Genomic DNA, 15,332 nt, shown 5'->3' with positions numbered 1-15,332 from the left:
AATATCTGTATACTAAAATGTTAACAATGTTCAATTTAGAGAATACGGATTTATATGTACAAAAACATTTTGTACGTTATCTTGTTTCATAAGCGTTTCTTTCACGCGCTTTCCAATGCTATGTCCTTCTTCTACAGTGATATATGGATCTACAGAAACCTTAATATCAACAATTACATAGTGACCATGTTCTCTTGCATATAAAGAACCTATTTTTTTCACACCATTTACTTGAAGGACTGCTTCTCTAAGTGGAATAACATCTTCCTCATGAAGAACGTGATCAAGCGTTGCATGAATTGCTTCCGCTCCAATGCTCCACGCCATCTTTGCAACAAGAATCGAAACAAATAACCCTGCAATTGGATCAGCATATACAAGCCAATCTATCCCTAGCTTACCACCAATAATAGCGGCACAAATACCGATTAAAGCTGCAATTGAAGAAAATACATCTGAACGGTGCTCATATGCATTTGCAATAATTGCATCACTATTTACCCTCTTCCCTAATCGAAATTTATATTGAAACATCCCTTCTTTTACTACAATCGAAAGAATAACCGCAAAAATTGTAATTCCTTTCGGCGGTTCTAGTTCTTGCGAAAAAGCTTTTATAGACGAAATCGCTATCTCAATTCCCACAATAAATAACAATACCGCAACAATAATTGCTGAAATCGATTCCGCTTTACCATGACCATACGGATGATCTTCATCAGGCGGCTGCTTTGCTGCTCGCAATCCAAAAAGTACAGCTAGCGAACCAATTACATCTGATGCAGAATGCACGGCATCCGCTAACAGTGCTTTACTATTCCCAATATAACCAATTACCGCCTTTACAATCGCTAATATAATATTACCAACGATCCCGACGATAGCACCAAACTCGGCCTGTTTAAAACGTTCATCTTTTTCCATAATTAAAATCCCTTCTTTTCTTAACCTCTCTTTTTTATTGTAACAAAAATGACGATAACACCACCACTTTCTTCTATTTTGTTCTTTCAAAAGTCGCTATCTTATTGTATCCACAAACGAAAAAAGAGATGCCTCATAATGAGGCATCACCTTTTTTATACTTGCGGTTCAGATACTTCTTTCTCAACCTTCTTCTTGTTTTTACCCTTTTTCAAACGACGGTTTTCAAGTAGTAACCAAATTTGAGAGGCAACGAAAACAGAAGAGTACGTACCTACAATTAATCCAACAAGTAATGCGAACGAGAAGTTACGTAGTGACTCACTACCGAAGATAAGCAGCGCAATTACTGGGAGCAACACTGTTAATACGGTGTTAATCGAACGACCAAGCGTTTGGCGAATACTCATATTTACGATTTCTTCTAGGTCTTTTATGTCGCGAACTCGTTTTTTCTGTTTGTATAGCTCACGGTTTCTATCAAACGTAACAATCGAGTCATTAATAGAATAACCGATGATCGTTAATACCGCAGCGATAAACGTTAAGTCTACCTCTAGCCCCAAAATACTAAACATAACAATCATAACGAATGCATCATGTAGTAATGCAAGTACTGCAGATAATGCATACGTAAAGCGGAATCGAATACTTACGTATAAAATGATAACTGCAGAAGCAATTAATACTGCGATAAATGCATTTCGTGCAATCTCTTTACCGATTGTCGGTGAAACTGTACTTACGTTTGGCTCTGTACCATATTTATCACTGAAGAATGTTTTTGCTTTCGCGATTTCATCTTTTGATAAAACTCCTACAGTACGAACAGCGAATCCTTTATTGTCATCCCCAGTCGGTACAATATCTTCTTCTTTCACATCAATTTTCAATTCGTTCAAATCTTTATGAACATCAGACACAGTAAGTGCTTGTTTTGATTGCAAGTCCATACGTGTACCACTCGCAAAGTCAATTCCAAGATTCAGTTTGAAAATTGGTAGTATGATTGCACCTGCAATTACAACTACAATCGAGAAGATAAGGAATTTATGACCGATATTTACGAAGTTAATACGATCAAATTTCGTTGGTGGATGTACTACACCTTTCGTTAACGGAATAATATCCTTTTGTTTCACACCAAAATATGCTGGTTTTTTATCAAAATAACGGCTCTTTACAAGTAATCCTAATAAGAAACGAGTACCGAATACATTTGTAATAAAACCAACTAAAATACTTACAATTAAACTTGTTGCAAAGCCTTGCACTGAGCTTGTACCATATACGAATAATACACCTGCAGCTGCAAGAGTCGTAACGTTTGCATCTAAAATTGTCGCTAATGAACGATGGTTACCAGCACGAAATGCTGACATCATCGACTTACCAATTTTAAGTTCTTCCTTCAATCTCTCGTACGTAATGATATTCGCATCAACTGCGATACCTACCCCGAGCACTAACGCCGCAATACCTGGTAATGTAAGAACCGCGTGCATCCAGTTAAATACGAGTAGCGTAACAAAAATGTATAGCCCTAACATAATCACAGCTACAAGTCCTGGTAAACGGTAGTATACAAGCATAAATAAGAAAATAAGAGCGATACCAATCGCACTAGCGAAAATCGTTTGGTCTAATGCTTGTTGACCAAATTTCGCTCCAACAGATGTTGAATACATTTCTTTTAAATCAACAGGAAGTGCACCTGCATTTAATAAAGATGAAAGTTCTTTCGCACTTTCCACTGTAAAGTTTCCACCTACGATAGATACTTCAGCTTGGTTAAATACTTGGTTTACTGTTGCTGCTGATAAAAACTTCGGATTCGGTTTTGCAGATTCTGCTTTATATGAATCTTTTCCTTCTTCAAAATCAAGCCAAATTACCATTAAATTCGTTGGTGGTGGCATTTTTGAAATTTTTTCAGTTACTTCACGGAATTTGTCAGCGCTTTTTAGTGTAAGACCTACGCTCGCACGGCCTTGCTCATCAAATGTTTGCTTCGCTCCGCCGCCTTTTAAATCCGTTCCATCCATAAGAAGATTGTCATTCACATCACGGAATGTTAATTTCGCTTGTGTTGATAACATTTCACGTGCTTTTTGCTGATCTTGTACACCAGCAAGCTGTACACGAATTCGATTTTCTCCTTCAATTTGGATGTTCGGCTCACTTACACCGAGAACATTGACACGATTTTCAAGAGCACCTACTGTACTTACAAGTGCCTCTCGGTCAATTTTATCGCCTTCTTTGGCTGGTTTTACTTCATACAGAATTTCAAAACCACCGCGAAGGTCTAGTCCTAGACTAATTCCTTTTGCTATGTCTTTTCCTGCCGCACCAATTACTCCACCAATTAATAAAACGATGAGGAAAAAGGCGGCGATTCTTGTACCACGCTTTGCCATATGTACCCTCTTTCTGCTACTAACACTTTCAATAAATCTCTTACGATTCACTTTTCACGTGTGCATACGCCTAGTTAGTAGACTTCCTTTCTGTAAAATACATGTATTTTGCTAGTTCCCACTAGCTGTATAGGTATGCGCTTCACAATACCTATACTTTTATTATTTATTTTTCTTTTCGCTACCTCCTTTACATAGAATCTCTGACATAATTATTTCCTCTTTATCAATACCTATCATTATACTGCAAAAGGAAGAACAAACCAATTGCAGTCGGTTATTTATTTTCATATTCATCAAACGACCAAAGTGGTGCTTGATATGCTTCAACAGTTAAATAATTCATATATTCATTAGTACTTACTCTTAATACATCATTTACTAATTCATATAACCTAACATCACTGTCGATCTTTTTCCACTTTTTCACCTTGAGAAATTTCCAAATATCATTATCTGTCACTCGGTCGTAACCAAACATTTGAAACTCTTCTACTTTACTTTCTAAAACGACTTGTAACTGTCCGCGGTATGATTCTACCAAAGCCTCTTTATCCAACATATATAACATCTCCTTCTGATTTCAGCACGAAAAGTCGCTTTTATTCCCGCTCTAATGGACAGCAATAACCACTTTCAAGAGTACCCTCAATACTGCACTCTCTTAAATGCTTGTCATTCTTGTCTCATACGTGCATATAAATTATTGTAAATCATTCCACTGATTTTGAGAAGGTAGGAGAAGACCATGACGAGACAAAGCTTTTTAAAAGGTGCATTTATTTTAATGATAGCTGGCTTTATTACAAAAATCCTTGGATTTATTAACCGCATTGTAATGGCACGTATTTTAGGAGAAGAAGGCGTTGGCCTTTATATGATGGCTGTTCCCACTTTCATTTTAGCGATTACATTAACACAAATTGGCCTTCCTGTTGCAATCGCAAAATTTGTAGCAGAAGCGGAAGCGGTGAACGATAAACAAAGAGTCAAAAAAATATTAACTGTCTCCCTAGCTGTTACATCCTTTATTAGTATCATTTTAACAATTGGAATCATGCTCCTCACACCTATTTTAGCAAAAACATTATTAACCGATGAAAGAACGTACTACCCATTAATGGCCATTTTACCTGTCGTTCCTGTTATTGCTGTTTCTTCTGTTTTACGCGGTTATTTCCAAGGGAAACAAAATATGAAGCCTAGCGCTTATGCTCAAGTTATAGAACAAGTTGTCCGCATTACAATTATCGCTGTATGCATTCGGTTATTTTTACCTTACGGCGTAGAATACGCTGCAGCTGGTGCCATGCTATCAGCCGTTCTTGGCGAAGTTGCATCTTTATTATTTTTACTTACTTTATTCCAGCGCGAAAAACATTTATCTATACGCTCTGGTTTTTTCACTACGGTAAAGGAGAGCAAAAATACATTTTATTCTCTTATGGATATCGCACTTCCAACTACAGGAAGCCGTTTAATCGGTTCCATTTCCTATTTCTTTGAACCTATCGTCGTTATGCAAAGCTTAGCAATTGCCGGGGTTGCCGCTTCTGTCGCAACACAGCAATACGGTATATTGAACGGTTATGCCTTCCCGCTTCTATCACTACCTGCCTTTATTACATACGCTCTTTCTACAGCACTCGTCCCTTCAATTAGTGAAGCGATGGCAAAAAGGCAACACAAATTAGTGGAACATCGTTTACAACAAGCACTTCGAATTTCATTAATCACTGGTGGATGGTCAGTCGTTATTTTATACGTATTTGCTTCACCCGTCTTAACGCTTATGTACGGATCCGACAGTGCAACAGCATTCATCCAGCTTCTTGCCCCTTGCTTTCTATTTCATTATTTCCAAAGTCCCCTTACATCTGTTTTGCAAGCTTTAAACTTGGCACGAGCTGCAATGATGAATACTTTTATTGGCGCCATCGTGAAATTAATCGTCATTTTTGTACTAGCTTCAAGGCCAGATTTTCAAATGATGGGGGTTGCCCTCGCAATCGCAGCAAATATAGTGACGGTAACATTCCTTCACTACGCTACTGTTTTGAAGAAAATTAAATTTACTATTTATGCAAAAGACTATATTTTTGGCGGACTTGCTATCGGTATTGCAGGCGCCTTCGGTTTTTACCTTCATAAGTATATTATTTTCTCCCATTCACTTGGCGTACAAACATTATGGGAAATCACTTTAACAACAATCGTTTATATTTTTCTCCTCTTTGTTTTCAAACTCATTCGAAAAGAAGAGTTGAGTCGCCTCCCTATCATTCGGAAACTTTCATTTTTGAAGTAAATAGGCTTACTATTTAATACAGTAAGCCTCTAGTTTTCTTTCGAATCAACAAAAAATTGGCCGTTTTGAAAGCTGCAGTATAAAATTTGTGTTATATCGTTATAACCTAAGTTTTTTAATTTTCCAATGAGCCATTCATCTGTATGTTCAATCATTTGTAAATGATTATATTGAATTTCTCCATCAATAATTAATGGGAGTGTAAAAATTGGCGTATCATTTTTACTCTTTTTACTTTTTTGTTTTTGAAAAATAGATAACTTCCCTGAAGGTTCTAAAATAGCATATTCCACATCCCGCACATCTCCGACCCCTTGCTCCCTTAGTTGCATCATTAAATCATCTATATTATAGCGCTGCTTCCTCATCTTTTTTTCATCAATTTTTCCCGCATTTATAAGAATAGCAGGCTCCCCTTCTATTAAATGCCGAAATCGTTGAAACTTTAAAGAAATAACTGACAAAACAATTTGTATGCACATAAGGAAAGTCATCGGAACTAATTGATGCCAAAGTGATTTGTCGGTATTTTCAATTGCCACTACAGCCATTTCACCAAGCATAATAAATACGACTAAATCTAATACACTTAATTCTCCTATTTCACGTTTTCCCATCAAGCGAAAAATAATTAATATGATGACATACAAAAGCATCGTCCGACCAATTATGGATACCCATTCCATTTCAACATCTCCTTTTTTTACTTATAGGTTCTCCGACTAAAAAGAAACTAGTCTAACTTGGGCAAAAAGAAAATATGCTTGTATTAAAAAGGGGGAATGTATAATGGATGGAACGAAAAAATTATCAACTGCAATTGGATTCGGTATAATTACCTTATTAATCCTCGCATCTATTATAAGTATGATCATGGCTCTTTTATTAAAATTTACAAATATCAATGAAGGTTCATTGACAGTTACTATTTTTATACTCGCACTTCTGTCTACGCTTATGTCCGGATTTATTGCCGGTAAAAAGGCGCAAGGAAAAGGTTGGCTTGTAGGCTTCACAACAGGCCTCACATTTGCTATTCTTATTTTCCTCGTTAACTATTTAGGCTTCTCTCAAACTTTATCGGACTCACAGTTACTTTACCAATTAGCATTAATGGGCGCGAGTACACTTGGAGGTATTTTTGGTGTAAATATGTCAAAGCAAAATAACTAAAAAAGGCCCTGCATATTTCATGCAGGGCCTTCATCATTAGTTTTTCACAACTTCACGAATCGCATTGCGATCGAAAGTTAAGTGTGAACCACCAGATTTAACAACAATTTTAGTTTCGTCTACTGATTCAATTGTACCGTGTAAACCACCGATTGTTACGATAGCATCACCTTTTTTTAACTCGTTTTGCATTTGAGCTACTGCTTTTTGACGCTTTTGTTGCGGGCGAATTAATAAGAAATAGAAAATCGCAAACATCGCAACAATCATAATGATATTCATCATACCTGCATTCATTTTTTGTTCCTCCTTTTAAATTATGTATTAAAAGTTTTTAGCATTCGGTTTATTAAAGCCATACTGTTCAAAGAATTCTTCACGGAAATCGCCAAGACGGTCTTCACGAATAGCTTGTCTCACCTGCTCCATTAAGTTTAACAGAAAATGAAGGTTGTGATAAGATGTTAAACGAATTCCGAATGTTTCATCACATTTCATTAAGTGACGAATGTACGCACGAGAGTAATTTTTGCATGTGTAGCAATCACAGTTTGGATCAAGCGGACCGAAGTCTCTAGCGAATTTTGCATTTTTCACAACTAAACGACCTTCACTTGTCATACATGTACCATTTCGAGCGATACGAGTTGGAAGTACGCAGTCAAACATATCAATACCACGAATTGCACCATCAATTAACGAGTCAGGAGAACCTACCCCCATTAAGTAACGTGGTTTATTATCTGGAAGAAGTGGTGTTGTAAACTCAAGTACACGGTTCATAATATCTTTTGGCTCTCCAACAGATAAACCACCTACAGCGTAACCAGGGAAGTCCATTGAAACAAGATCTTTCGCACTTTGACGACGAAGCTCTTCAAACTCTCCGCCCTGTACAATACCGAATAAACCTTGATCTTGCGGACGTTCATGCGCCTTTAGACAACGCTCTGCCCAGCGGCTCGTACGCTCTACAGACTTTTTCATGTATTCAAAAGTAGCAGGGAACGGTGGACACTCGTCAAATGCCATCATAATATCTGAACCTAATGCATTTTGGATTTCCATCGCTTTTTCTGGTGATAAGAATAATTTATCTCCATTTAAGTGGTTACGGAAGTGAACGCCTTCCTCTTCAATACGGCGGAAGTCACTTAAACTGAATACTTGGAAACCACCAGAGTCCGTTAAGATTGCACGATCCCAGTTCATAAATTTATGCAAACCGCCTGCTTCACGAATAATTTCGTGACCAGGACGCAGCCATAAATGATACGTATTACTTAAAATAATGCCAGAATCCATTGCTTTTAATTCTTCTGGTGACATCGTTTTAACTGTTGCAAGTGTACCAACTGGCATAAATGTTGGTGTATCAAATGAACCGTGCGGCGTATGTACTCGGCCTAAACGCGCGCCCGTTTGTTTACAAGTTTTAATAAATTCATAACGAATTGCTGTCATAATGTACTCCTTTTATTTGTTTCTAGCGTGAGATGCAACGAACATCGCATCACCAAAGCTAAAGAAACGATATTTTTCTTTTACTGCTTCATTATAAGCATCAAGTACATTATCTCTATTTGCAAATGCACTTACAAGCATAATTAATGTTGATTTCGGCAAATGGAAGTTTGTAATTAAACCATCAATTGCTTTAAATTCATAACCTGGGTACATAAAAATATCTGTCCATCCAGAAGCAGCGCAAAGCTTACCGTCATGATCTGTCGCAATTGTTTCTAACGTACGAGTTGATGTCGTACCTACTGTAATAATACGTCCACCACTCTCTTTCACACGATTTAATAATGCCGCTGTCTCTTCAGACATATGGTAATATTCTGCGTGCATATGGTGTTCCTCAATCGTATCTGCAGAAACTGGTCTAAATGTTCCAAGCCCTACATGGAGTGTAATGAATGCTAATTGAATGCCTTTTTGCTTCAATTTCTCAAGTAACTCTTCTGTAAAGTGAAGTCCAGCTGTCGGTGCTGCTGCTGAACCGATTTCCTTCGCATATACCGTTTGATAACGATCGCGATCTTCCAACGTCTCTTTAATATACGGCGGAAGTGGCATTTCTCCAAGCTCGTCTAAAATTTCATAAAAGATGCCGTCATACGAAAATTCAAGTTGACGTCCACCTTGGTCTGCTGTTCCAATGCAAGTTGCTTTTAGCTTTCCTTCACCAAAAGAGATGACAGTTCCTTCTTTTACACGTTTCGCTGGCTTTACAAGCGTTTCCCACTTATCTCCATCCTCTTGTTTTAAAAGAAGCACTTCGATATGTGCGCCTGTATCCTCTTTCACACCGTGTAAGCGAGCAGGCATAACTTTCGTTTCGTTTAAAACTAAGCAATCCCCCTCATGTAAGTAAGAAAGAATGTCCGTAAAATGTTTATGCTCAATATCACCGGTTTCACGGTCTAACACCATTAATCTTGATGTTTCACGATCTTCAAGCGGGACTTGTGCGATAAGTTCTTCTGGTAAATGAAAATCAAACAGATTTATATCCATAACTATATCCACCTATTTCTTATTTGAATCGATTTATTATATACATAATAAAAGATAATGCAATACTTAACACAATACATGTAATGATAGGAAAATAAAAGGTAACGTTTCCTTTTTCCACAAAAATATCACCTGGAAGTCTTCCAATGAACTTCCAAGCTAATCCAACAACGATAAGTAAGATACCTGCTGTAATAAGCAATTTTGGCATCTCCGTCATATTTTTGGCATCTCCATTCCGAAATGCTCATATGCAAGTGGCGTTACAATTCGGCCCCTTGGCGTTCGTTGTAAAAAGCCAATTTGTAATAAATATGGCTCATACACATCTTCAATCGTATGAGATTCTTCTCCAATCGTTGCCGAAACGGTCTCTAATCCAACTGGGCCACCACGGAATTTTTCAATAATACCAAGCAATAATTTATGATCGATATGATCGAGTCCTAATTTATCTACTTGCAATAGTTCTAACGCCATTTGCGTAATTTCCATTGTAATCGTTCCGTTACCACGAACTTGCGCAAAATCACGCACACGTCGTAATAGACGATTTGCAATACGAGGTGTACCACGAGCACGTCTTGCAATTTCTAGTGCAGCTAACGAGTCAATTTCAACTTCAAATACTTCTGCTGTACGTTCAACAATCGCAGAGAGCTGATCTACTGTGTAATACTCTAATCGTGAAAGTACACCGAAACGGTCACGAAGCGGCGCTGACAATGCCCCCGCACGCGTCGTTGCTCCAACTAATGTAAATGGAGGTAAGTCTAATCGTACAGAACGTGCTGACGGTCCTTTTCCAATTACAATATCAAGGCAAAAGTCTTCCATCGCAGGATATAGTACTTCTTCAATTGATCTATGCAAACGATGAATTTCATCAATAAATAATACATCCCCTGGCTGAAGTGCTGTTAATACCGCTGCTAAATCTCCTGGTCTTTCAATTGCGGGACCTGACGTCGTTCGAATGTTAACGCCCATTTCATTGGCAATGATATTCGCGAGCGTCGTTTTACCAAGTCCAGGTGGCCCATATAAAAGTACGTGATCTAACGTTTCTTCACGCATTTTCGCCGCTTCAATAAACACTTCTAAATTATGTTTCGCTTTATCTTGGCCAATATACTGACGGAGCGTCTGTGGCCGTAGTGAATACTCTAAATCCGCATCTTCGTATCCAGATTCCCCTGAGAGGAGACGTTCGTCCATTATACTCACCTCTTACCATTTAGTAAAAGACTAAGTGCCTTTTTAATATACTGATCCGTCGTTAATGATTCTTTTAATAACTCTGGTACAACGCGAGAAACTTCTCGTTCTGCATATCCAAGTGCGCGCAGAGCTTCCAGCGCCTCATCAAGCTCAGCTGATGAACCTTTCTTCTCATCAAAACGTTCTGTATCTGAGAATAAATCAACAAATGCATCTGGTACGACATCTGCTAGTTTTCCTTTTAAATCTAAAATCATTTGGCGCGCTGTTTTCTTTCCGACGCCCGGGAATTTCACTAAAAACTTCTCATCTTCATGTTCAATCGCTTGAACGACCTGTCCTGTTTGACCAGAAGCTAAAATTGCAAGAGCGCCTTTTGGCCCAATGCCAGACACACCTAACAACTTTGTAAATAATAAACGCTCTTCACGTGTTTTAAACCCGTAAAGTGCCATAATATCTTCTCTCACATAATGATATGTATAGACACGGATTTCTTGCTTACTTTTTTGAAATACATACGGATTCGGTGTGAAAATTTGATAACCAATTCCATTATGGTCAATTACGACATATTCCGGTCCTACATACTCCACGTAACCTGTAACATATTCAAACAAAATACGATCTCTCCCTCTTAAATCATGTATTCCATTTTAACATATTTAATGATAGAAAAGCGAGACTGCCCCAACAAATGTTCTCCATATAAAACTTCTGTTATTTTCCATTGACAGAAAGTATAAAGCCCCTTAATATACAGAAGTCGATAATGATTATCAATATTAATTAAAGGGGTTACATAGGGATGAAACGCAAATTATTTATTTTATTTACTATCATGCTAGTCGTTCTTTCTATCGTTGGCTGTTCTTCCAAAAAAGAAGAGTCAAAAACAAAAGAACAACCAAAAACAAAAGTTGTCAAACATGCTAAAGGAGAAACTACAATTCCAGTAAATCCAAAGAGAATTGTAGATTTATCTGGATCAACAGAAGAATTATTACTTCTTGGACATAAACCTGTTGGTACGGCAAATACGTATAAAGATAAAATTCAAAATCACTTAACAGAAAAGCTAGACGGAGTAAAAGCAGTTGGCTGGTACTGGGCACCTAAAGTTGACCTAGAAGCTGTCACAGCTTTAAAACCAGACTTAATTATTTTAAATAACCGTCAATTAAAAATTTATGATCAATTAGAAAAGGTTGCACCGACAGTTGTTCTAGAAACAAACTTAGAAGACTGGCGCGGTAAGTTTAAAGAAGTAGGTAAGTTATTTGACGAAGAGAAGAAAGCTGACAAATGGATTGCAGACTACGATAAAAAGGCTGACTCTTTATCTAAGGAAATTAAAGAAAAAACAAAAGATGAGAACTTTATGTTCGTTGCAGTAACACCACAAAACTTCCGTGTATACGGTAGCTTCGGATATGGTGACATACTCTTTAACGATTTAAAACTTCCAGCAACAAAAGGTACAGATTTAAAACAAACGATGGCACAAGTATCACTAGAAGGCCTTGTTGCATTCCAGCCTGACCAAATGTTCGTTGTAAACTTCGGTGGAGAAGCTGATAAAGTATACGAAGACTATAAAAACAGCGCCGTTTGGAAAGATAATAAAGCAGTAAAAAACAATCACGTATATGAAGTATCGAACGAAGTCTTCAATACGAAAGCATTCAATCCAATCGGAAAAGATATGCTAATTGATGAAATTGCAAAAGAAATTTTAGCTAAGAATAAATAAGAAAAAGCAGCTCACCATGAGCTGCTTTTTTTCTTATTTTGCACTGCGTATTGCTTCATTTTTTCAATCGTCTTCACAAAACCTTCTTTTGATTTAATACGAATACCACGCTTTAGTTTCGCACGATCATAACTCTCAAGCTTTTTCATATCAATTTGAAAGAAGGAATGAATTGCGTTATCACTTTTCGGCACTCCTTTGAAAATTTGTAATATCCCTTCCTCTGAAACACCGAAGTAACCGCTCGTTTTTAATAAAGGAGAAATATCATCAACTTTCTTCTGTAATACAATTTGCACATCATCACGATCAACGAGTTGCCATTCTTTATATTGCTGTAAAAACTTTTCTAAATCCGCTACTTTTTCTGTAAATATTTCTTCACTTACTTCTCCATCAACATACATACGCTCTAATAAAATTGTAACTTGAGGTTCTTTCTCTGTTACTTCTGGTACTGGCCCTTCTGCCCTCACATTCGTTTCATAAACTAAACAAAACATCATCACGAAAGCTTGTACTGCAATCAGTATCCACTTCATTTCCGTTCACCTCTTTTAGGCAAGATCAAACTTTCATTAGTAGTTTTTCCGGAAATGGGGGTTTTATCCCTAATTCATAGATTGCTCCCATTAAGACTTATAGAGTTCAATATTTTCTGACTTTAAAACAAACAAAAAAGAGAAGCTTGGATTACTCCAGTCTTCTCTTTACATTCATATAAAATGAAAGACGCCTGCAAAGCAGGCGTCTTGATGCGTTTACGGCGAGAGACCAGGCGACCACATTCGCGTGTTTAGCACTTAAGCATATCTCTCGTCTTACGTAAATTAGCTCATCGCTTTGCTAATATAACATTAATAGAGTATAAACGCAACATTTTTATAAAAATATTTTATTTCCACTTTCATCTACATGAATTATATGTAAATTATAAATCGACAAATGCAATATATATATTACAATTGATATAACAGCGAAATCATAATAAACAGGAGATGGGTATTGTGAAAAAAATAAAGGATGAACGTCTCATTCTTCAAACATTAAAAAACATACGTATTGCTTTTCTTTTTCAATCCATTGGTATAATCGGTATTTTGGGTTATATCGGATTCACGGAAGGAATGGATCAAATTACGAAATCTCCATTATGGTTATTATTTATTCTTACAAGTATTGTACTTAGTTATTTACAGTTAAGCATTTCTATCGATGTTGAAGAAGGCGAAAAGGAAATACAGTTAACTCCTTATTACAAACTTGTTTTACGCTCTTTTATTGTGGGAATGATTATGGCTATTATTTATATTATTTTCAGTCCAGAAAGACCTCTGTTTGAAGCTATTCTAACAGGTAGTATTCTCTTCATATGCTTTTTAGTTTCTTATTCCATTAGTTATTTTATTAAAAAGCGTCGTTTACAAGACCACGATGAGTAAAGAGGAAGGGCTATCCCTTCCTCTTTTGTTTTGCTATCGTACTGTACCAGTTAAACCGTAACGAATGTCTTTGAACATATTCGCTATGTCACGATTAAAGTCGTTTGTAACTGTACCGTTACGTAGACGCATACTCATTGCATCAACACGAGTAAACATATCATTTCTTACAGAAACATATACGTTTCTGTTTCCAACTTCATTTGCAACAGCTTGACGAATTTCGTTCGCCATCGCTGTTTCATTTGTCACTGGATTACGTGGCTTTACCGCAATTGCTACATCGTTTCCATATACAACTGTAGACACGCGGTCTACGTTATTCATACCCTTCACACGATTCGTAATTTTTTCTGCAGTTTTACCATCATTGTTAGTGTATGAATTATTCGTCGTAATATTACGAGTTGGATACGGATTCGCAATTTGCCCGTTATAGTTTACATCACGATAATAATTATATCCTGTATCGTTACGACCATTTTTATATGTTACATAATTTGTATTATAACGGTCGTTACGCGTTACATTATCGCGATCATTATAAGATGTATGTTCGTAATTGTAGTTGCGTCCATCCATTGCATTGTTATCTTTTGGTGTACCACATGCAGCTAACGCACTGGTAACTAACAAAGAAGCAGCAATCACTTTTACTTTCGTATTCAATACAAAAACCCCCTCTGTTAGGATGAACTTCTCTTCTGAAAAGCTCCCTCTTATGATGAGTAACAGAGGGGTTTTTTACACTGTTAATATTTCACTAGGAATTTTCTAACACTTAATACAAACCTTTATTGTCTTAGTTAACATGAATACAAAAAAGGCGGGAATAATCCCACCTTTTTTAAACTTCTTCTTCGTCCTCTTCTTCTGAAGCTGGCTCGCCAAATACATTTGGTGGATCTGGTTGGTAATACATCGTTCCTGGCTGCGGCGCATATGCTGACTGAGTTGGTTGATAATATAAAGGATTAGCGTATTGTGGCCCTCCAGGTTGTGGACTATATAACCTACTCTCTCCTCCGCATCCACAGTCTTCTTCACCTTGCACGAGCGGTGGCATATTATTATCCATTGGCATCATATTTGGATTTGGCATAGACGTATATTGCGGCCCAAATGGTGCTCCTTGCTGATATGGCATATTATAGTACGGGTTTTGTTGTTGATAATACGGATTCGGCGGCATCATAGGCTGTTGATACGGCATTTGATATGGCATCATATTTGGCGGTTGATTATTATCCATGATCGGCATCATGTTTGGCATTTGATTATTATCCATGATTGGCATCATGTTTGGTGGTTGATTGTTATCCATGATCGGCATCATATTTGGCATTTGATTATTATCCATTATCGGTATCATGTTTGGCATTTGATTATTATCCATTATCGGCATCATGTTTGGCATTTGATTATTATCCATTATCGGCATGATGTTTGGAAGTTGATTTTTATCCATGATTGGCATGATGTTTGGTGTTTGATTGTTATCCATGATTGGCATGATGTTTGGTGGTTGATTGTTATCCATGATTGGCATGATGTTTGGTGGTTGATTG

The 15,332-nt window shown here is 37.1% G+C and carries 16 protein-coding genes and 1 pseudogene; 4 read left to right on the top strand and 13 right to left on the bottom strand.

Going from position 1 to position 15,332, the window contains the following annotated elements:
• Positions 1–30: 30 nt before the first annotated feature.
• From MR065_RS19575 to MR065_RS19565, 3 genes are all read right to left on the bottom strand, one after another.
• Positions 31–924: a cation diffusion facilitator family transporter gene (locus tag MR065_RS19575; RefSeq protein ID WP_242214811.1), complete on the bottom strand. Its 894-nt coding sequence runs from the start codon at positions 922–924 to the stop codon at positions 31–33.
• A gap of 155 nt (positions 925–1,079) precedes the next feature.
• Positions 1,080–3,344 carry a protein translocase subunit SecDF gene (gene secDF / locus MR065_RS19570; protein WP_242214810.1) on the bottom strand — a complete coding sequence of 755 codons (2,265 nt, stop codon included), beginning with the start codon at positions 3,342–3,344 and terminating at the stop codon, positions 1,080–1,082.
• A 277-nt stretch (positions 3,345–3,621) separates the two neighbouring features.
• On the bottom strand, positions 3,622–3,906 hold the full coding sequence (locus tag MR065_RS19565) for a post-transcriptional regulator (protein WP_002173586.1): 285 nt from the start codon (positions 3,904–3,906) through the stop codon (positions 3,622–3,624).
• 186 nt (positions 3,907–4,092) lie between these two features.
• On the opposite strand from MR065_RS19565, the gene spoVB reads away from it, so the two are divergent.
• Positions 4,093–5,652 (top strand): stage V sporulation protein B, encoded by a 1,560-nt coding sequence (gene spoVB, locus MR065_RS19560; protein WP_242214809.1) that lies wholly within the window; start codon positions 4,093–4,095, stop codon positions 5,650–5,652.
• Positions 5,653–5,681: 29 nt separating this feature from the next.
• On the opposite strand, the gene MR065_RS19555 is transcribed toward spoVB, so the two are convergent.
• The gene (locus MR065_RS19555; RefSeq protein WP_242214808.1) at positions 5,682–6,338 is read right to left on the bottom strand and encodes a DUF421 domain-containing protein; all 657 of its coding nucleotides are present in this window, start codon (positions 6,336–6,338) and stop codon (positions 5,682–5,684) included.
• A gap of 103 nt (positions 6,339–6,441) precedes the next feature.
• Between MR065_RS19555 and MR065_RS19550 the strand changes: the two genes are divergently transcribed.
• Positions 6,442–6,825, top strand: a complete 384-nt coding sequence (locus MR065_RS19550) for a TIGR04086 family membrane protein (protein WP_242214807.1) — start codon at positions 6,442–6,444, stop codon at positions 6,823–6,825.
• Positions 6,826–6,861: 36 nt separating this feature from the next.
• On the opposite strand, the gene yajC is transcribed toward MR065_RS19550, so the two are convergent.
• Genes yajC through ruvA form a run of 6 tightly spaced genes read right to left on the bottom strand, consistent with a single transcriptional unit; the run spans position 6,862 to position 11,189 of the window.
• Entirely contained in the window at positions 6,862–7,122 is a 261-nt protein-coding gene (yajC, locus tag MR065_RS19545; RefSeq protein WP_242214806.1) for a preprotein translocase subunit YajC, read from the bottom strand.
• A gap of 27 nt (positions 7,123–7,149) precedes the next feature.
• Positions 7,150–8,289 (bottom strand): tRNA guanosine(34) transglycosylase Tgt, encoded by a 1,140-nt coding sequence (gene tgt / locus MR065_RS19540; RefSeq protein ID WP_000125362.1) that lies wholly within the window; start codon positions 8,287–8,289, stop codon positions 7,150–7,152.
• Positions 8,290–8,301: 12 nt separating this feature from the next.
• Positions 8,302–9,348, bottom strand: a complete 1,047-nt coding sequence (gene queA / locus MR065_RS19535; RefSeq protein ID WP_242214805.1) for a tRNA preQ1(34) S-adenosylmethionine ribosyltransferase-isomerase QueA — start codon at positions 9,346–9,348, stop codon at positions 8,302–8,304.
• 19 nt (positions 9,349–9,367) lie between these two features.
• A complete protein-coding gene (locus MR065_RS19530) occupies positions 9,368–9,568 on the bottom strand; it encodes a DUF2905 domain-containing protein (protein WP_059037793.1) in 201 nt (66 codons plus the stop codon).
• The gene (gene ruvB, locus MR065_RS19525; RefSeq protein WP_242214804.1) at positions 9,565–10,566 is read right to left on the bottom strand and encodes a Holliday junction branch migration DNA helicase RuvB; all 1,002 of its coding nucleotides are present in this window, start codon (positions 10,564–10,566) and stop codon (positions 9,565–9,567) included. Before ruvB ends, MR065_RS19530 begins: the two co-directional genes overlap by 4 nt.
• 5 nt (positions 10,567–10,571) lie before the next feature.
• Entirely contained in the window at positions 10,572–11,189 is a 618-nt protein-coding gene (ruvA, locus tag MR065_RS19520; protein WP_076540413.1) for a Holliday junction DNA helicase RuvA, read from the bottom strand.
• Between the two features lie 188 nt (positions 11,190–11,377).
• On the opposite strand from ruvA, the gene MR065_RS19515 reads away from it, so the two are divergent.
• Positions 11,378–12,322 (top strand): iron-hydroxamate ABC transporter substrate-binding protein, encoded by a 945-nt coding sequence (locus tag MR065_RS19515; RefSeq protein WP_242214803.1) that lies wholly within the window; start codon positions 11,378–11,380, stop codon positions 12,320–12,322.
• Between the two features lie 11 nt (positions 12,323–12,333).
• On the opposite strand, the gene MR065_RS19510 is transcribed toward MR065_RS19515, so the two are convergent.
• Entirely contained in the window at positions 12,334–12,864 is a 531-nt protein-coding gene (locus tag MR065_RS19510; RefSeq protein WP_097905808.1) for a BofC C-terminal domain-containing protein, read from the bottom strand.
• Positions 12,865–13,329: 465 nt separating this feature from the next.
• On the opposite strand from MR065_RS19510, the gene MR065_RS19505 reads away from it, so the two are divergent.
• Positions 13,330–13,764, top strand: coding sequence for a branched-chain amino acid ABC transporter substrate-binding protein (locus MR065_RS19505; protein WP_141557918.1), 435 nt, complete (start codon positions 13,330–13,332; stop codon positions 13,762–13,764).
• Between the two features lie 33 nt (positions 13,765–13,797).
• Here the strand turns inward: MR065_RS19505 and MR065_RS19500 are convergent, their stop codons facing one another.
• Positions 13,798–14,433 (bottom strand): YhcN/YlaJ family sporulation lipoprotein, encoded by a 636-nt coding sequence (locus MR065_RS19500; RefSeq protein WP_242214802.1) that lies wholly within the window; start codon positions 14,431–14,433, stop codon positions 13,798–13,800.
• A gap of 178 nt (positions 14,434–14,611) precedes the next feature.
• Positions 14,612–15,332, bottom strand: a pseudogene (exsA, locus tag MR065_RS19495) (spore coat assembly protein ExsA); the annotation flags it as partial.

Source organism: Bacillus cereus group sp. BfR-BA-01383 (assembly GCF_022663495.1).
GTDB lineage: Bacteria > Bacillota > Bacilli > Bacillales > Bacillaceae_G > Bacillus_A > Bacillus_A cereus_AU.
Note: the sequence above shows the minus strand (reverse complement) of the source record. Positions and strands in the feature narration are given on the sequence as shown.